The 17,866-nt window shown below is 50.8% G+C and carries 17 protein-coding genes and 1 riboswitch; of the genes, 5 read left to right on the top strand and 12 right to left on the bottom strand.

Annotation, left to right across the window (positions count from 1 at the left end; genetic code table 11):
* The first annotated feature begins 211 nt into the window (after positions 1 to 211).
* Positions 212 to 607, top strand: a complete 396-nt coding sequence (locus tag ACO0LI_RS13500; protein WP_423032970.1) for a hypothetical protein — start codon at positions 212 to 214, stop codon at positions 605 to 607.
* Between the two features lie 87 nt (positions 608 to 694).
* Here ACO0LI_RS13500 and ACO0LI_RS13495 read toward each other — a convergent pair whose 3' ends face one another.
* From ACO0LI_RS13495 to ACO0LI_RS13475, 5 genes are all read right to left on the bottom strand, one after another.
* Positions 695 to 1,093, bottom strand: a complete 399-nt coding sequence (locus ACO0LI_RS13495) for a hypothetical protein (RefSeq protein WP_422951500.1) — start codon at positions 1,091 to 1,093, stop codon at positions 695 to 697.
* 20 nt (positions 1,094 to 1,113) lie between these two features.
* The gene (locus tag ACO0LI_RS13490; RefSeq protein ID WP_422951501.1) at positions 1,114 to 1,668 is read right to left on the bottom strand and encodes a hypothetical protein; all 555 of its coding nucleotides are present in this window, start codon (positions 1,666 to 1,668) and stop codon (positions 1,114 to 1,116) included.
* Positions 1,669 to 1,785: 117 nt separating this feature from the next.
* Positions 1,786 to 2,256: a hypothetical protein gene (locus ACO0LI_RS13485; RefSeq protein ID WP_422951502.1), complete on the bottom strand. Its 471-nt coding sequence runs from the start codon at positions 2,254 to 2,256 to the stop codon at positions 1,786 to 1,788.
* A 221-nt stretch (positions 2,257 to 2,477) separates the two neighbouring features.
* Positions 2,478 to 4,331 (bottom strand): DNA helicase RecQ, encoded by a 1,854-nt coding sequence (recQ, locus tag ACO0LI_RS13480; protein ID WP_423033011.1) that lies wholly within the window; start codon positions 4,329 to 4,331, stop codon positions 2,478 to 2,480.
* Between the two features lie 63 nt (positions 4,332 to 4,394).
* Positions 4,395 to 5,240 carry an undecaprenyl-diphosphate phosphatase gene (locus ACO0LI_RS13475; RefSeq protein WP_423032969.1) on the bottom strand — a complete coding sequence of 282 codons (846 nt, stop codon included), beginning with the start codon at positions 5,238 to 5,240 and terminating at the stop codon, positions 4,395 to 4,397.
* Between the two features lie 253 nt (positions 5,241 to 5,493).
* Here ACO0LI_RS13475 and ACO0LI_RS13470 point away from each other — a divergent pair, with 253 nt between their 5' ends.
* Positions 5,494 to 6,207 (top strand): hypothetical protein, encoded by a 714-nt coding sequence (locus ACO0LI_RS13470; protein ID WP_423032968.1) that lies wholly within the window; start codon positions 5,494 to 5,496, stop codon positions 6,205 to 6,207.
* A gap of 66 nt (positions 6,208 to 6,273) precedes the next feature.
* Positions 6,274 to 6,849: a hypothetical protein gene (locus tag ACO0LI_RS13465; protein WP_422951505.1), complete on the top strand. Its 576-nt coding sequence runs from the start codon at positions 6,274 to 6,276 to the stop codon at positions 6,847 to 6,849.
* Between the two features lie 110 nt (positions 6,850 to 6,959).
* Here the strand turns inward: ACO0LI_RS13465 and ACO0LI_RS13460 are convergent, their stop codons facing one another.
* The 6 genes from ACO0LI_RS13460 to ACO0LI_RS13435 all read right to left on the bottom strand — a co-directional run bounded on the left by ACO0LI_RS13460 (position 6,960) and on the right by ACO0LI_RS13435 (position 12,095).
* Positions 6,960 to 8,684 carry a methyl-accepting chemotaxis protein gene (locus ACO0LI_RS13460; protein WP_423032967.1) on the bottom strand — a complete coding sequence of 575 codons (1,725 nt, stop codon included), beginning with the start codon at positions 8,682 to 8,684 and terminating at the stop codon, positions 6,960 to 6,962.
* A 298-nt stretch (positions 8,685 to 8,982) separates the two neighbouring features.
* Positions 8,983 to 9,789, bottom strand: a complete 807-nt coding sequence (locus ACO0LI_RS13455; RefSeq protein WP_423032966.1) for an ornithine carbamoyltransferase — start codon at positions 9,787 to 9,789, stop codon at positions 8,983 to 8,985.
* 11 nt (positions 9,790 to 9,800) lie between these two features.
* Positions 9,801 to 10,076 carry a YkgJ family cysteine cluster protein gene (locus ACO0LI_RS13450; protein ID WP_422951508.1) on the bottom strand — a complete coding sequence of 92 codons (276 nt, stop codon included), beginning with the start codon at positions 10,074 to 10,076 and terminating at the stop codon, positions 9,801 to 9,803.
* A 26-nt stretch (positions 10,077 to 10,102) separates the two neighbouring features.
* Positions 10,103 to 10,489 carry a hypothetical protein gene (locus ACO0LI_RS13445; protein WP_423032965.1) on the bottom strand — a complete coding sequence of 129 codons (387 nt, stop codon included), beginning with the start codon at positions 10,487 to 10,489 and terminating at the stop codon, positions 10,103 to 10,105.
* 224 nt (positions 10,490 to 10,713) lie between these two features.
* A complete protein-coding gene (locus tag ACO0LI_RS13440; RefSeq protein WP_423032964.1) occupies positions 10,714 to 11,301 on the bottom strand; it encodes a C39 family peptidase in 588 nt (195 codons plus the stop codon).
* 44 nt (positions 11,302 to 11,345) lie between these two features.
* On the bottom strand, positions 11,346 to 12,095 hold the full coding sequence (locus ACO0LI_RS13435; RefSeq protein ID WP_423032963.1) for a hypothetical protein: 750 nt from the start codon (positions 12,093 to 12,095) through the stop codon (positions 11,346 to 11,348).
* 617 nt (positions 12,096 to 12,712) lie between these two features.
* A riboswitch (glycine riboswitch) is annotated at positions 12,713 to 12,809 on the bottom strand.
* Positions 12,810 to 13,033: 224 nt separating this feature from the next.
* Here ACO0LI_RS13435 and ACO0LI_RS13430 point away from each other — a divergent pair.
* A complete protein-coding gene (locus tag ACO0LI_RS13430; protein ID WP_423032962.1) occupies positions 13,034 to 13,963 on the top strand; it encodes a hypothetical protein in 930 nt (309 codons plus the stop codon).
* 12 nt (positions 13,964 to 13,975) lie between these two features.
* On the opposite strand, the gene dacB is transcribed toward ACO0LI_RS13430, so the two are convergent.
* Positions 13,976 to 15,481, bottom strand: coding sequence for a D-alanyl-D-alanine carboxypeptidase/D-alanyl-D-alanine endopeptidase (gene dacB, locus ACO0LI_RS13425; protein ID WP_423032961.1), 1,506 nt, complete (start codon positions 15,479 to 15,481; stop codon positions 13,976 to 13,978).
* A gap of 305 nt (positions 15,482 to 15,786) precedes the next feature.
* Between dacB and ACO0LI_RS13420 the strand changes: the two genes are divergently transcribed.
* Positions 15,787 to 17,760: a peptidase U32 family protein gene (locus ACO0LI_RS13420; protein ID WP_423032960.1), complete on the top strand. Its 1,974-nt coding sequence runs from the start codon at positions 15,787 to 15,789 to the stop codon at positions 17,758 to 17,760.
* Positions 17,761 to 17,866: the final 106 nt, after the last annotated feature.

Raw genomic sequence — 17,866 nt, 5'->3', positions numbered from 1 at the left:
CATTTTTTTATTATCCGTGCTACCAGCACAAAGTATGGCTGCTGGCCTGCAGAGTACTACAAGCTGCATGCCCCAATCCTGAGCCAGTCACAACTGCTCAGGCACAAATGCACGCTGTGAGACAATCTACGAAGATGGCCAGCACATCACCGCCCCCGGTTAGCTGAACTTTGTTATGATCTTTAACCAATATTGATCATCCATCAAATCCATGTCAAACATACTGCTGGAAGGCTACACCACCGACGAAATCCTGAACCTTCCTGCTGAACTGATGCAATCCATCATACTCAGTGACGAAGCTCTGGTCTTCAAGGCTGGGTCTGCCAATATGCTGGGCCGCTTTTGCGTGTCTGGCGACACCCTCATTTTAGAATTGGCGCATGTCGATGGCGGCGGCGAAGGTGCCTTACCCGCGCTGGCATCATTGGCCAGCCGCTATGCGCAACGCGAAGGTTTACAGTTTCTGGAATGGCGTGTGCACGCCGTACACTGTGCCAGACCCAACCTGAAATTACGCCGCGTACTGGAAAGACGCGGCTTTGTTGTTCGTGAAGTACCAGACGTGGGGGAATGTTTTTGGTTGAGGAGTGCAGTCGATACCTAGCCCGCGTAGTGGTCATTAAGGGCGCGTAATCGCTTGCTGGATTGGAAATGTATGGATGTCAGACCTTATCCTACTTTCTGGAAACTACTACATCAAAATTCTTTCTCTAATCTCTTCATAAGTAAGTATATCTTCGCCAACGTCTTGAAATACCGATGGCCAATTTTTGCAAAAATCAGAAGCTATTCGATAGTATTCTGACGGTTCAGCGTCTCCAGATACATCAATTTCAAGAAGCATTTTAGCCACTGCACCCAGCTTTTTTGTAATCAGATCCCATTCATTTTGATCAAATTCGTCAAATATTTTGGGGACATAATTAGGTTCTGCATATATGATTAAATATCCCTCTTTAAGTGGTACAAAGAATTCATAAACATCTTTAGCTATTGCTCGAACCTCCTCTCCTCCACGCTCAAGCATAAACGCTCTTAGCTCTTCATATGGAACAGACTCAGCTACTATTAAGTATGCAGTTGAACTCATAGAAATTCCTTAATCGCCAGCTAATCGTAATTGCGCACAGGAAAGGATGAGCAGAACATAATCGCTCGCCAAGTTGGCAATGCATCAATATCAGACCTGTGAAGCAGCAATTGCTGTAATTCAAGCAATTTTTCCAATCCTTCCTTTTTGCTTTTACACCCTTTTGCCTTATGCATTTCCAGCGCTCGAATATGACGGGCATTAAAGCCGATATCCGCTTTTTTCAACATCTCCTTTCTCAACAGCGAAACAAATCCAGTCATCGGATACCGGGCAAGTATGGCTGCATACCAAAGCCGTAATTCAGAAAATCTTTCAACAGAAAAACAAAGAGCAATTACTTTTTGTAGCAACTCTTTGTCTTTTACGCCTCTTCGAACTACTCGCAAGCCTAATGCCCACGTTGTTGCTCGCGGGCTAATAAGTAATGCATTGATGAGTTCCCATGCATCCCCCATTTCCAATTTGGACAAAAAACTGACCACCGAATTTTCGAAAGAAGAGTCCATCCTACCAGAAGGTATCTGTGCCAATATATCGGGCAAGAACGTAAAAGAATTAATGGATGTAGCCATGATCTGCTAGCTTAAATTTTGGTACGATTAGAAGAGCGTATTTTCCCGTGGGATTGATAATGTATGAATGCCAGATTTAACCTCACCCTTTCAGAAATAATTCATCTCTCTTGCTTTTTAAATGAGGTTATTGTAGTCATAAAAGTATTCCTCCATCTCCTCAGCAGTCCAAATGTGACCATCAAGGCGATCGACTGTTATGCTGCCACCAGTTGAATCACTCTGGTTCGACTCGTTGTTTAGATAGTAACTAAGAAACATTGGATAATGAATATCCCCAATACGCTGCCTGGAGGTTACATTCATACCCAAAGGAGTTGCGTACTGCTGTGCGAGCGCATTCACTTCCTCAAAGCTCAGTAAATCCTGGTCCCGATATTTAACAGGTATATTCCAAGAACGAACTCTATTGTTTCTTAAATGAGTAACAATTGCCACTCCGGTTAATCGTCGAATATTCATATGTAAATACCCAACGTATGTTGAATTTACATCGAAGACTAAGTCGCTTTGGAAAATTTTTAACTGGTTTAAATAGAATGAATCTCCAGCAATTTTATCCAGCAAATAAATATCACAATTTTTCATATGACTAGCTTCTTAAGTCGTTCAAATCAACATACTTTGACTCATGGAGAATCAATGCCCTCTTAATCCCGTGGCATCAAGTTTAAGGTAAATTCGAGTTGTTGTACTGCCTGTGACCCAACCAGCGTCTTCTTTGAAAATGTATGAGTGAAGACTGAAAAGATTTACTGAATTTCCCTCTGAATTGACACTGTCGCAGAGGGATAAGCCGGGCGCTGTCGTTACCCGCGCAGCTCTTCTATCAACTCAATAATCTCTTTGCCATAACTCTCTAGCTTCTTGTCACCGACACCGGAGATGGCCCGCAAAGCGGGCAGGGTGGCGGGTTGCTGGCGGGCGATTTCGCGCAGGGTGGCGTCGGGGAAGATGACATAGGCGGGCACATTGTGGGTGCGAGCAGTTTCTACGCGCCACCAGCGCAGTTTGTCAAAGACGGTCTGTGCTGTGCTGTCTAGGTCAGACTCAGCAAAGTCCTTGGCGGACTGGCGTTTGTGTTTGACGGCTTTTTCAGCTTTTTTGTACTGGCGTAGCTGGACCTTGATCTCGCCGCGTAATACGGCGCGGGATGCTTCGGTCAGTTTTAGCGAGCTATAGTTTTCATAATCGACGGCAACCAGGCCGAGGGCGATCAACTGGCGCAACAAGGCACGCCATTCAGCTTCGCTCTTGTCCGAGCCTATGCCGTAGGTAGAGAGTTTTTCATGCCGCCATTGCTGCACACGCTCGGTATCAATGCCGCGCAGGATGTCGATGACATGGCCAGCGGCGAAACGCTGATCTACACGATAGACTGTGGACAGGATTTTTTGCGCAGCCACACTGCCATCAAATGAACTGGGCGGGCTGATGCAGGTATCGCAATTGCCGCAAGGCTGTGCGGCCTGGCCGAAATATTCCAGTATATGGGTGCGGCGGCAGTTCAGGGTTTCGCACAGGGCCAGCATGGCTTCGAGCTTGACGCTTTGCACACGCTTGAAGGTTTCATTGGCTTCTGACTCGTCGATCATGCGGCGCTGCTGTACCACATCCTGCAAGCCATACGCCATCCAGGCATTGGCGCTGGCACCATCGCGGCCAGCACGGCCAGTTTCCTGGTAATAGCCTTCTATGCTTTTTGGTAAATCCAGATGGGCGACAAAGCGCACGTCGGGTTTGTCTATGCCCATGCCAAAGGCAATGGTGGCGCACATGACGATGCCATCTTCGCGCAGGAAGCGCGCCTGGTTGCGGCTGCGGTCAGTCAACTCCATACCGGCATGATAGGGCAGGGAAGTGATGCCGTTTTCGTTCAGGAATTCAGCCGTTTCTTCGACCTTTTTGCGCGACAGGCAATACACGATGCCAGCATCACCACTGTGCTGGGCCGTGATGAAGTCCAGCAATTGCTTGCGGCCATTGGCTTTTTCAACGATCTGGTAGCGGATATTCGGGCGGTCAAAAGACGACACGAACTGCATCGCGTTTTCGAGTTGCAACCTGTGGATGATTTCATCGCGGGTTTGCTGGTCAGCCGTGGCTGTCAGGGCAATGCGAGGGACGTTAGGGAAGCGCTCATGCAGTGCTGACAGCTTGATGTATTCAGGGCGGAAATCATGGCCCCATTGTGAGACGCAATGCGCCTCATCAATCGCAAACAGGGCGATGTTGACAACTTGCAGTAGTTCCAGGCAGCGCTGGGTCAGCAGACGTTCCGGCGCGATATACACGAGGTCGATATCGCCTTCGCGCATTTTCTTTTCTACTGCGAGGATTTCATCAAAGCTCTGAGTGGAATTCAAAAAGGCAGCACGTACACCTACCTCGGCCAGAGCATCAACCTGGTCTTGCATGAGAGCGATCAGGGGCGACACGACGATGCCCACGCCACTGCGCAACAGGGCCGGTATCTGGTAGCACAGAGATTTACCGCCACCCGTGGGCATCAGTACCAGGGCATCGCCGCCATTGACGACATGCTCAACGATTTGCCCTTGCTGGGAGCGGAAAGCCGGGTAGCCAAATACGGTCTGCAATACGTGCAGGGCCTGATCTACCGTATTACTGCCGGTATTTGTATGCGTATAGCCCGCGGTCACTGCTGTAGTTACTGCTGTCGTCACTGCTGTACTTACCTCTGTCGTCACTTCAGTTGTCACCAATCAGTCTGCCCAGGTAATCACGCCAGTGTAGGCGGTAATCAGGATCATGATACCAAAGGCGATACGGTACCAGGCAAACACATTGAAATTATGCGAGCTGATATAACGCAGCAACCAGCGCACGCAAAAGAATGCCGAGATAAAGGCGGCAACCGTACCCAGGCTGAACATGGGCAAGTCTGCCATCGACAAATCTTCACGCGCCTTGTACAGCGAATACACGGTGGCACCCAGCAGCGTAGGTATCGCCAGGAAGAACGAAAATTCAGTGGCCGCCTTGCGCGACAGGCCAAACAGCATGCCGCCTATGATGGTCGCACCAGAACGGCTGGTCCCGGGGATCAGGGCCAGCGATTGCGCCAGGCCTATCTTCAAAGCATCGAGCAGGCTCATGTCATCAACAGTTTGTATGCGCGCATGGCTGCTGTCGTGAGCGTCAGCACCTGCCTGCTTGCGTTCCACCAGCAGGATGATGACGCCGCCTATGATAAACGCAAGAGCAACCGGCACCGGTGCAAACAGGACAGCCTTGATTTTTTTGGAGAACAGCAAGCCCAGTACGGCTGCTGGCAAGAAGGCGACGATGAGGTTTAGCGCAAACTTGCGGGCTTTGGGATCATTGCCCAGGCCGCCTACGACACTGGCTATCTTGGCACGGTATTCCCAGCACACTGCAAAAATTGCACCGGCCTGTATGACGATCTCAAATACTTTTTGTTTCTCGCCGGTGAAATTCAGCAAACTGCCTGTCAGTATCAGGTGGCCGGTGGAGGAGATGGGCAAGAATTCCGTCAAGCCTTCGACGATACCCATGATGATGACTTTGACGGCGAGTAGTAGATCCATAAAAACACAAAAATAAGGAAGTTTTAGTCGGGACGAAGCTTAGCATGTCGCCTGTCACACCTGCTTGAAAATTTACTCCTGAGTGTCAATGCTCAAGTGCAATTGTTTGCAGTATGACTATGCCTGAACATTTGCCAGATGGCAGCAGTCTGCACCAAAAGTACCGTATTTTAGTACTTTACCTAATTTCATTGTCACTAAAATGAAGCATCGCGATACTTCAGCATGTTTAATGATGATGGCTTGATATCGCATGTCCCTGCAACCCAAACGATATACCGCATTTTGCCAGCATGGCCGCGCTGCCAGCCTGCACGCGCTTGTGGTGTTGAGTTTGATTCTTGGCCTGAGTGCCTGCAGCACAACTACCATGCCAGCACCACCCGCACAGGCTGGGACCAGTATGGACGGCGGCGTGGATACCATCCTGACCGAATACCGCAGCAACCAGGTTGAAGTCACGCTGGTGCGGCAACAGTATGTCTGGCGCTTGCCAGACGCCAACCAGCATCTGGCGCAGTTTGCTCACCACATTCAGGTAGATGGCACTGTGCCCGCCCGCTTGCAGGAATTTGTCGTCACCTATAGCAAAGCCCAGCAACTGCCGCGCAATACGCCTGCGGACAGTGCCCTGATGAGCGCGAGCCTGCGTGACCAGGTGCAGATCAGCAGGAATGGCAGCTTCATGGTGAGCGAAAGCATATCGCCGGTGTTTACTGGTGAGCAAAGTTACCGCCGCCTGGAAGCGGCCAGTCTCAAGGTTGGTAATGAAACCTATGTGCTGACCGTGGCCAATGGCTTTTTACACAAGCCCATGTGGCTGGCGATATTCGCGGCAGATGGCAACCCCGTCTATCGCATAGGTCTGCCTCACGGGCACTGGCAATTGACGGAGCATGCCGACGGTATTTCCATTGTCGATACCTCGGGTTCTGGCAGGCGTTTGCTGATCAGGCCTGAGCATTAATGAAGAGCAAGCCAGGTGCGGCACGCATGCGTTTTGCCCTGTTTGTTTGCTTATGTATGAATTTGAGTGGCTGTTTTATTGCGCTACCTGTCGTTGGCGGAGGAATTGCCGGGGCTGGACAGGACAGGGCAGGACAGCGATGCAGTCAAGGCAGAAGCCTGGAATTACCCTGAATTTAAGGAGAAAGATGTGCAAACCGAAATCACCCAGCAAGTAAATAACAAGACACGCACTGACCGCAATAATTATTTTGCCGACTTTGCCGACTATGTGCATGTGCGCCGCAATACACCTACCAGAATGGGTTCGTTTGAATTCAATTTTGTACGCTCTGGCACTGACAATGGCGTACTGATACAGGTTTATCATGATGGCCTGCGCATTATGCTGGAACGCATACCCTCTGCCTTTTACATGGGCGAGTTGCAAGCCAGCGAAGTACAGATAGGCGGGCGCGACTACCTTTTGCTGGCGGCTAATTCCCGCACCAGTACCCAACGCATGTGGTTTGGCATCTACCGCCCGGATGGCAGCAAGTTGTATGCGGCCAGCCTGGAACAGTCAGTCGTGCGCGTCAATCAAAACGATGACGGCATCTCACTGTTCTTTTTGAGTGGGGACTCCATGCGCATCAAGATTTGATCGCAAGGATAGAGGGGTTTGCAAAAAAACCGGTAGCAGGAAATTCAATTTCCCAGACCAGTTCAGCAAATTTGCTGAAGTCGCAATTTGCTGGACTGGATATTCTGTAATTAAAACTCTTCCCAATCCTGCTCAGCGGCTTTTGTTTTTCTTTGCGGTATCTGACGTATTTGTGCTCTGGCAGTATTGGCTGCGTTGCCTGGTCTGCCAGCAGCTCTGGCAATGACTGGCTGGCGTCCGGCATTCACGGGGCGGCCAGTTTGCACGGCAGGATTTTGCGCCTGCTCCATGATGTGGAACTGTGACACCAGCTCAGACAATTTGCCTGACTGCTCGCGCATGCTTTCTGCTGCGGCGGCGGCTTCTTCCACCAGGGCGGCATTTTGCTGGGTCATCTCGTCCATCTGCGTGACGGCCAGGTTCACTTGTTCGATACCGGCACTTTGTTCCTGGCTGGCTGCGGTGATTTCACTCATGATGTCGGCCACATGCTGGACACTGGAGACGATGTCTGTCATGGTCTGGCCCGCGGTATCAACCAGCCTGCTGCCATGCTCGACTTTGCCCACCGAGTCATCAATAAGGTGCTTGATTTCTTTAGCGGCAGATGCGCTGCGTTGCGCCAGGTTACGCACCTCGGTCGCCACCACCGCAAAACCACGGCCTTGTTCACCGGCGCGGGCTGCTTCAACGGCGGCGTTCAGGGCCAGGATATTGGTCTGGAAGGCGATGCCGTCAATGACAGAAATAATATCGACAATCTTGCGTGAGCTTTCTTTGATCGAGCCCATGGTCTCTACCACCTGACCAACCACTTCGCCACCCTTGACGGCCACGCCAGACGCCGAAATCACCAGTTGATTGGCCTGGCGCGCATTGTCGGCATTTTGCCTGACGGTGGAGGTCAGCTCTTCCATCGATGACGCGGTTTCTTCGAGTGAGCTGGCTTGTGATTCTGTGCGGGATGACAGGTCAGCATTGCCAGAGGCAATTTCTGCCGCTGCCACATTGATGGTCTCGGTGCCATGGCGCACATTACCAATAACACTGCTGAGGCCAGTGTTGATGCCATTGATGGCATGCATCATCTTGCCGATTTCATCATTCAGTTTGATCTCCAGGGTTTCACTCAAATCACCCTGAGCCATTTTCTCGGCAACTGCCGTGGCCCTGGACAGTGGCCTGGTAATCGAGATCGTCATCAGCCAGGCGCAGGCGACTGACAGCATCGCGGCAACCACAGAAAGCACGATCAGCAGTATGCTGCTGGTTTGATAGGTTTGCTGGATTTCAGCCGACATTTCATCTATCTGCTTGCGTTGCAGGCTCAGCATTTCTTCTATTTTTTTGACATACAGTGCGGCCGCAGGAATGAAACCTTTTTCCAGCGCCTCATTGGCTTCATCGACCTTGCCGTCTTTTTTGAGGGTCACCACGGTATTGCGGGTACTCAGGTAAGCCTGGCGTTGTTCGCCGATTTCTTTGAAGAGGGCGACTTCGTCAGCGCTTTTCATATGCTCGGCAATACCTTTTTGCAGCAGGCCAGAGACACGGGTAGATTCTTCCTGTTCTGCTGCAAAGAAGGTCGCCAGTGAGGGGTCGCTGCTCCTTGCAATGGCAGTCGTGCGGCGCACGCCCGTGTGGATATTACGGTACCAGTCACTGACCAGACGCTCGGTTGCCAGCGGGTCTTTCAATAAATCGTCTGCCGCCGCGGCCACGGTATTTAGCTTGATGATGGCAACCAGGGTCGTTACAAAGAACAGGGCGAGTATGAGGGTAAAGCCGATACCTAAGCGCTTGCCCACCGAGAGGTGTTTAAAAAGAGAGATCATAGATTTTCAATTTGTTGTCGTAAGACAAATGGAAAATGCAGACCTCTATGCGAACGCATATTGCGATGCCTGGCCTGCATCAGGAAGACAGGAAATTGACTTTCCATATGGCAATTATACTTGGAAGTAATAAGCTAATTGTATAAAGCTTGTACAATTTTAATGCAAATTTCTATAACAATTGTTGCATCTGCCATAGCCAAATCTTATGTCCGGGCATTGGCAAGTATGTAGATGGCAGCGCATTTGTTAAGTGCAGTCTAGATCAAAATTTACAAATAAGCATCCCGGATTTTGCTTACTGTGGCTTTTTATGACTTAGCAAATAAACCAGTATGGCCTTTTGTACTGGCAGGAGCAGGTTCTTTTGCCGGTAGCCAGTAAAGCCTGCATAACTGACGGGGTCAAAGGCAATTTCCCTGCCTATGGAAAATGGTGGCGTTGGCAACAAATGCGGCATGCCCATCTGTTCAAGATGCCCGGTAGTTAATGACCAGTCTGCATTTGCATAGCTCTCAGGCCAGCCATCGGTGATGACGATATCAAAGCTGGATTCAATTGATGAGGCATAGCGGACGTTTGGTTTAGCTTCATGAAAGGCAGCCTCACACAGCTGTGTGACTTGAAAGCCCATGACCATCGCCAACTCATGCCAGGACCGCATGACATTGGTAGGCGGGCCCCACAGGCATATTCTCGCTTGCCGTATCGGCGCGATTGCCTGATTCACATAATAAGCATCTGTCAATACCTCGCATGGGTGACCCTGGCTGGACAGCGCATTGATAACAGGGCGGCAGCTATTACCGGCAAATTCCGCCAGGCGCTCATGATTGCGTTCGCGTATGACATAGATGTCGTAAAAGTCATCGAGATAGGCGGCCAGATCGGTGGTTCTCTCTGCTGTCTTCAGCACATTGGGCAATTCAACAAAGCGCAGGCCCAGTTCCTGGAAAGCCTGTATGAAGCTGGTGCGGGTGCGTATGCCATTGCCCTCAAACGACCATGCAACCCGCCCCTGGATATGCATGTCCTGGCGTTCTGCCAGCTCCCAGATGCTGGCAATCTCTTTAGCAGTTAAGTCAGATATGTGAATGATGCTCATACTTCTTTGTTTTATGAAATGGACGGAGCAGTTGCAAGTTCAAGCTGTGTCAGAAAAAACATGGCTTGTTCACGTCTGTCCCCACACATTTCCACCGAAGCCCGCAAGCCTGAGCAAACTGCAGGGCGGCTGGCCAGACCAAAAATTTTGCATCCCCAATTTTCATCCAGTTGTATGCAGGGCACGCCCGCGGGTTTGCCGTCCGGCATGCCAGGTATAGGGCTGGTGATGGATGGCGCGATACAGCAGGCGGCGCAATGGGGGCGGCAGGAAAAAGAAGTACTCATGCGCGCATTGTAAAGTATGCGGGCAGTTACTCGCGATAAGTATGTAATTTCAGTATTTCTGCCACACGCGGTCTGGTGTGTTTTTCTATTGGACTTTCATGAGGAAGGTCATGCGGATGATGGTATTCACCTGAATCGAAAGCAAGAAAAATAGAAAATGCAGGCTCTGGGGTATTGATTTCAGTATCGAAAAAAGGCGCAGTTGTCATGATGTTGAACAGATGATTCATCACGGCATCGCAGTCTTCATAAGTATAGCGCTGCTCATGAAATCCCCGGGCTACCTCGAGAGAAAACTGATTAAAAAACAATTCATGACTGATTTGAGCTGTAGCGCAATATAAAAGTATTTCATCCGCTGTTGGCTTATCTTCTTGTGTGGTCGAAGATTCGACCAAAGCTTTGATACTCATATCGATTTGGTGTTAAAAAATTGCCTGATTTGGAATTGACAGGTGCTGCCAATGGTCGGTAATTGAGGTGCTGATTATGTTCCACTATATGTTGTTATCTGAATCACAGTCAAAATATGTTCCTGTAGTTTTCCTTGAACCGTGTTGAGTTCTAGACTGGGGTGCGTTCCCTGCACCCCCCAGTCAATTTACTACATCAGTGTTTTAAATCAGTATTTTAAACATCACCCACTGATATTCACGCGCTGCGTATGCGTCCATTGATGATCATAGTCGGACACGGCAGAGCCATAAGTCCGGTAGGTTTTGCCTTCGCCTGGCCATGGGTTCATGATGTAGATATAGTTGGTGCCGTTATACACCTCATAGCCAGTACCGACCATGATATGGCCGCCGCCATTGGTCCAGCCATAGCGGATCACGAAAGGGCGGTTGGCATTGATGTCGTTGACTACCGTGTTCCATGACGATGCATAGTTATAGGCAGTATTTGGTACACCCCAATGTGCCAGAATGTTTTGCACGCTGCCGCCGCTGCCATACATGGAGTTGGGCTGGTTGGCGTTGCTGTTCCAGTTAAAGTTGGTATTGCCGCAGGCATAGTTCAGGCCATAAGCCCAGTTCACGATCTGACACTGGCTGGGGTTTTGATTATAGAAACTCAGCAAGGCCTTGCTGCTGCTTGCCCAGCACCACTGGCTATGCTCTTGCGTGACCAGCGGCACATTCAATGCGCGGTATTGCGCGTAAGCGCTGGGTATGCCCAGCATTGCTCCCAAGACGAATATGAGCTTTAACATATTTTTTTTCATGATATCTCCGTATTTATTGTAGGTATATTCAGTTGGATTCTGGCTTAGCGAAAGCTGTCAATATTGCGCTTGACGCTGATGCGCAAAGGCTCAAGGATGTCGCTTTGCTCCAGCAAACCATTGTTGGCAGATTGTGTGCCGAGTTTTTCGCTGCGCTGTTGCAGCAGCAAATTCTGGCGGGCGGCTTGCAAGGGTGCAAAGCGGGCACGGGCATCGGTAGGCGAGACTACTTCCAGGAAGTCTGACATGGCCTGATACACGCGGATAAAGCGCAGGTTGGAACGTGTGCTGTTGCCATGCACTGCAATCGCTGCATCGACATCCTTGGCCAGCACTGCACCGCCATACGAAATCACGCCCCAGCGCCCGTTGTTTTGCCGCAGGGTTGCCAGGCCTATCGGTGTGTCATTGAGGGTGATCACAAAGCGCCATTCACCGGTTGCTTTTGCCATGCTGCGCAAATCACCGCGACCGGTCATGACGTCTTGCGGCGGCAGGCTGTAGACTGGAAATCCATAGCCTATCTTCGCGTCCTTGAGGTCTTGCACATCATTGACTTCGAGCGGGAATTCAGACGGCAGGGTACCGCCGCGACGCTGCACATTGAATTGCACAAACTCGGCAAAGTCGCGTTGTGCAGCAGCGCTGACCAGGCGCGCCTGATCGCTTGTTCCGCCAATATCGCTGGCCAGATTTTGTGCCAATAATGCAGGGCTGGCGACAGCGCAACTGATGCTGACAATCAAAGCAGCCAGGGTGGATTTTTTGAATCTTGAAACAGGGTGAAAATGCATGATGATTTACTCCTCGGTTGGTTTTAGACTTGCTTGAGACAATAGCTCGCCCATTCAAGCGGATTGGGCAGCTTGAAACATGGCATGGCTGGGCATGCCGGACAACATTCCCGCGCAAACGGGAATAGGGAATCCGCTTATAGAGCGGTTCAGAACTCTATAATCAGAATTTTTATGAAAAAGAAATTGCGCTGGTCAGCGTCAACAATGGATGTGACTACACTGCGGTCGTAGATCGTGAGAGTGCAAAAGGCCTGTGGTGATTGAGGTGATTGTGATGATACTGAGATCATCTTTGTAGCTAGGGACATCAATGCTGGCGGCTTGCTGAGTGTCGTTCATATTGTTAAACTCAGCTTTGCAATCAGTGTAAAACCCGGTTTTATAGATGGACAGCGAGCAGGCGGCCGCCATCGCGGTGACAGTGTCACCGTTTAAATGGATGAATTTCATGGTAAGCAGACTCCAGACGTCAAAGGGATGTCCGTGCGCAGTTACGCAACGGATACCCCCTCTGTCCTGGACCTGAGAGATTTCGCCTGCGGCCATTGGTAAGGCTGCAATGCTTGCTCCTTCGGTGTGCTGGGTGACGCAATCCAGCCGCTCTTCAGAGTTTGACAACAATAACGGTCCTTTTGCCTGAGAGTTTCCGGGGTGGTTGCTCCTTCGGCGCTGTCACTATCTTTCTTTGACAGTCTCTCCCGATATTGTTTTGAGTGTTGTGCTCAACCTGTTGTACAAGTTGTAGAAATGAGCATAGTGCACACCTTACTCTTTTGCAAATTGTTTTGATGAAATTCAAGTATTTATTTTCTGATGTTGCGCAATTCAAAAAAGGCGGTGTTTAGCACGCAAAAAAATCTCTGTTCATGACAGCACCACGCTGGCGGCAGTGATCAGTTAAAATCTGTATTGCTCCTTCAAGAAAAATTTCCACAGTGCAATTGCCCCGGTATCTGATTCAAATTATTGTTCCTTACTCACTCATGGTCAGTCTGTGCATGATGGGAGCCTGCGCCCGTAATGAGTCAGTGCAAACGCTGGAGCAGCGCGACCTCATGCGCCTGGTTTTTAAAGGATGGGACATCAATGACGACAAAGACATCATCAGGACACCGCAGTTAAAGGCCGAGTTGCCAGCATCTGTTCCCACGACGAATCAACTGGCATTGCGCATGCATGCCCTGCATGTACAAAAACTCGATGCAGATACGGCTGTCCTGCTGGTCAAGGGTGAGCCTCTGGCATCGGGTTTGCCCAACCTGATTTCCGCCTACTGGTTCAAACGCCGTGGCGAAGCCTGGTCACTGACCAACCGTCAGGACGTGGTTGAATGGCTGGCTGCCAACGGTCGCATCAGCAAGACCAGTGTGGTGGAATTATTCCCCGGTGACTTTGCCATGGCAATAGAACATAGTCATGTAGAGAAAAACGAAGTGCATGTGTGGCTGCGTTTGTTGCGCATAGAAGCAGACAAGATCACCCCATTGTTTGATAAAGACCAGGATGTCGATCTGGTCAAGCATGTAGAGAGTGGCCCTGAATGTGAAAGCATGATGCGCCCCGGCAAGGGCAAGCACCCACGCCTGCACCTGCATGAAAATGAACAAGACCCTCCACATTGCTATGACTATCTTGCGAAGTGGGAACTAGCCCCCGGCATCGCCGCACCCGGCCCGCTCATCGTCGAATTTGCAGGTAAAACTTACGGTTACCGCCAGATCAGCCGCATGACCGACAGTGCGGGCGAACGCACCAACACCTATGACTTCGTCATCACCGCACAAAAGGGTAAGAAGAAGCTGGTGTTTGAGACTGATACGCAGAAGTATGTCGTGGCAAATGACAAGCCGGCTAAAGCCAAATAGTGATGGTTAATTTTAAGGACGGCCTGCCGCTACCCATGTGATTAACTCATCAAGCGCAGCCTTCGCCTTGACGGCTTCATCATGATTGATCATCGCCGCTACTATCCATTGCTGGTCATTGATATCTCTCACATAACCGGCAATCGCCACCACATCTTTCAAGGTACCGGTCTTGATGCGCGCGCGCAATTCTGCTGGCCCACCTTTGAGGCGACGGCGCATGGTGCCATCCATGGAGGCAACCGGCAGGCTGCTGGCAAATTCGGCATACCAGTTGCTGCGAGCAGCCGCCTGCAATAAACCAGCCATTTGTTGTGGGCTGATACGTTCAATTCGTGAAAGGCCGGAACCATTTTCCAGCACCAGCCCGGCATCATTGATACCCTGCCTGAACAACCATTGCCTGATACGTGCGTCTGCTGCCTGCAGGTTAGTCATGCCCTGCTTGTTGGCGGATTCTGCGCCCAGAGTCAGGTACAGCATACGCGCCATGACATTGTCAGACTGCTTGTTGATAATGCGCAGGATGTCTGCCAGTGGTTCGGACTGGCGCTCTGCCAGCACCGTGGCCGAGGCGGGTGTCTTGCCATCGCGCACTTCACCCTGCCAGGTACCACCCATTTCCTGCCACAGCGCACGTATCAGGTGCGCAAGATACTGGTTACGGTCAAGGATGTTGATATTGTTCGTGATCTTGCAGCGCTTGGGGAAGCCGCCACTGAGCGTGATCTCCAGGCCCGCTTTGGTGGTTTGACGGAGTGGTTTTTTACTGGCTGGCGCGTTTGGATTATCTACCTCTGGATCATCCGCCATATTATTGACAGTCTCTATCACAGGCGGCTGCCATTCAGTCTCCCAGGCAGAGCAGGGCAGCTCATTGAAGTGCAGGTGATTGACAAGTTTGACCTTGTCCAGCGGCGTGTTCAGGCGTGCCTCTATTTTGTCCGTTGTTGATTCCAGGGAGATGCTGCTGAGGTTGCTGTTGACCAGCAGTGCATCAGGTATGACATTGTAATAAGCATCGGGAAATTCATCGAATTGCGCTGCGCCTATGTCTGGCCGCTCAGGCTGGAAATAACTGCGGTCAAGAATGATGTCACCACGCAGGCGGCGCAAGCCCTGATTGCGCAGGCTACGCAACATGCTGCCCAGTTTTTCTATCGTCAAGTTGGGCTCGCCGCCACCACGCAGGTAGAGGTTGCCAGTGTAGATATCTTTCTTGTTACTCTTGTCGGCCAGTATCTGCGTCTTCCAGCGAAAGGTCGGCCCCAGTTCTTCCAGCCCTACGATAGTCGTCACCAGCTTCATCGCCGATGCCGGGTTCATGGGCCGGTCTGCCGCTTGCATCAACACTGGTTGGCCGCCACTGGCAGGCATGACAATTGCGCTGAATGCCTGGATTGGCACATTGGTCCTGTTGATTGCAGCCTCTACCGAGGGAGGCAGTATGGCCTGTGCGAAAGCAAAAGCAGGTAGCAGGGGCAAAACTAAGAACAGACTGGCAGGAGATAGGCGCATAAATACGGTAGTGGTGACATTAAGCCATATTGTAGAGCAGGCAAGAAAGGGAAACAGGAAAGCGTTCTTTTTGCGCAATGAAATTTTGTCTGCGCCGCATATCTTCTGGTTATTTGCCGACCTTGATCTACACTGCTAAAGACAAAAACCAGGCATTAATGTTGATTGAAACCCAAGAAAGCAGCTTTGCCAGCGTAAATATTGCTTAATCAACATTCAATTAATACTGGGTTACAGCAGCAAATACGACATAAGCCCTTGATTTCCTTTATAATTTCGCCCTTCCCCTGTCACCGGCCATCACCATGAGCTTGCTTGTCAACCAGACCGAACTGTTATCGCCCGCCAAAACTGTAGAGATAGGCCGCGAAGCGATCTTGCATGGTGCTGATGCTGTGTATATCGGTGGTCCTTCGTTCGGTGCGCGCCACAATGCCAGTAATGAGATCAGCGAGATCGCCAGCCTGGTCGAATTTGCCCACCGCTATCATGCGCGCATCTTCGTGACCATGAATACCATCCTGCATGACTCAGAACTGGAACCTGCACGCAAGCAAATACGCCAACTGTACGATGCAGGTGTCGATGCCCTCATCGTGCAAGACATGGGCATACTCGAACTTGATATCCCGCCTATCCAGCTGCATGCCAGCACACAGTGCGATATCCGTGGTGTGGAAAAAGCTAAATTCCTGGGTGATGTCGGTTTCTCGCAATTGGTGCTGGCGCGTGAACTGACGATCAAACAGATACAGGCCATCAAGGCACAGGTTGCCACGCCGCTTGAATACTTTGTCCATGGCGCATTGTGCGTGGCTTTCTCTGGCCAGTGCTATATCTCGCATGCCGACAATGGCCGCAGCGCCAACCGTGGCGATTGCTCGCAAGCCTGCCGCCTGCCTTATACCCTCAGCGATGGCGAGGGCAGGGTAGTCGCTTATGAAAAACATTTGCTGTCAATGAAAGACAATGACCAGAGCCGCAATCTTGAAGCCTTGCTTGATGCAGGCGTACAGTCATTGAAGATAGAAGGCCGCTATAAGGACATGGGCTATGTCAAAAACATCACAGCCCATTACCGCTTGCTGCTGGATGAAATTCTGGAGCGCAGGCCAGAATTCACGCGTGCTTCCAGCGGCCATAGTCAGGTTGCCTTCACACCCAATGTCGATAAAAACTTCCACCGTGGCCATACCGATTATTTCGCCAATGGCCGTCTTGAAGACATAGGCGCATTCGACTCACCCAAATATGTAGGCCTGCATCTCGGTTATGTGACCCGCCTGGCCGCCAACTTCTTTGAGATAGAAGCCAATGAACCCATGTCGAATGGCGACGGCCTCAACTACATGGTCAAGCGCGAAGTCGCAGGCATACAGGCCAATACGGTAGAGCGCGTAGGTGCATCAGAAAACGGTGAAATCTGGCGCGTCTTCCCGAATGAAAAAATGGCCGAGCTGGTCAGCCTCAAAGTCGGCACCCTGATTAACCGCAACCGTGACCATCGCTGGGAACACGCGTTGACCAAAAAATCTGCTGAGCGTCGTATTCCTGTCTATATGACTCTGACAGAACAGGCTGGTGGTTTGAGCCTGAAGATCACCGACGAAGACGGCGTGACTTCTGAAGTCAGCACCCAACTCGCACTGGAGCCCGCACAAAACCGTGAAAAGGCAGAAGCAGGCCTGCGCGACAATCTCGCCAAGCTCGGCAACACCATGTTTGAAGCTGCCCAGGTCAATCTCGATTTGCAACAGCCCTGGTTCGTACCATCCTCCGTCATCAACGCCCTGCGTCGTGATGCCGTCACTGCGCACGAAGCGGCACGCCTGTCTGCATGGCAGCGCCCTGAGCGCACACCGGCAGTTGAGCCGCCAGTCGCGTATCCAGAAACAACTCTGAGCTATTTAGCCAATGTGTACAACCACAAGGCCCGCAGCTTCTATGAAAAACACGCCGTACAACTGATCGCCGCCGCCTACGAGTCGCATGAAGAGCCGGGCGAAGTTTCGCTGATGATCACCAAGCACTGCCTGCGCTTCTCCTTCAACCTCTGCCCCAAACAGGCCAAGGGCGTGCAAGGCGTACAAGGCCAGGTCAAGGCCGAACCCATGACCCTGGTTACAGGTGAAGAAAAATACACCCTCAAATTTGATTGCAAGCCGTGTGAGATGCACATCATAGGCGCAATGAAAAAGCACATCCTGCAGGCACCACCGCCATCATCGGTGCAATACAATACGGTGACGTTTCATAAGAACAGACCGCAGACTGTGTGATGGTTTAATGAATGGAAATTGCAGGCCCAAAAAGTGAAAATGCTTTTTGGGCCTTTCTTGTATTGTAAGTCAGGGTTTGTGAAAATTCTGGCGAGTGGCACGTCGC

The organism is Undibacterium sp. Tian12W, from assembly GCF_049339405.1.
Classification (GTDB): domain Bacteria; phylum Pseudomonadota; class Gammaproteobacteria; order Burkholderiales; family Burkholderiaceae_D; genus Undibacterium.
This window is presented reverse-complemented; position numbering and strand designations above follow the sequence as displayed.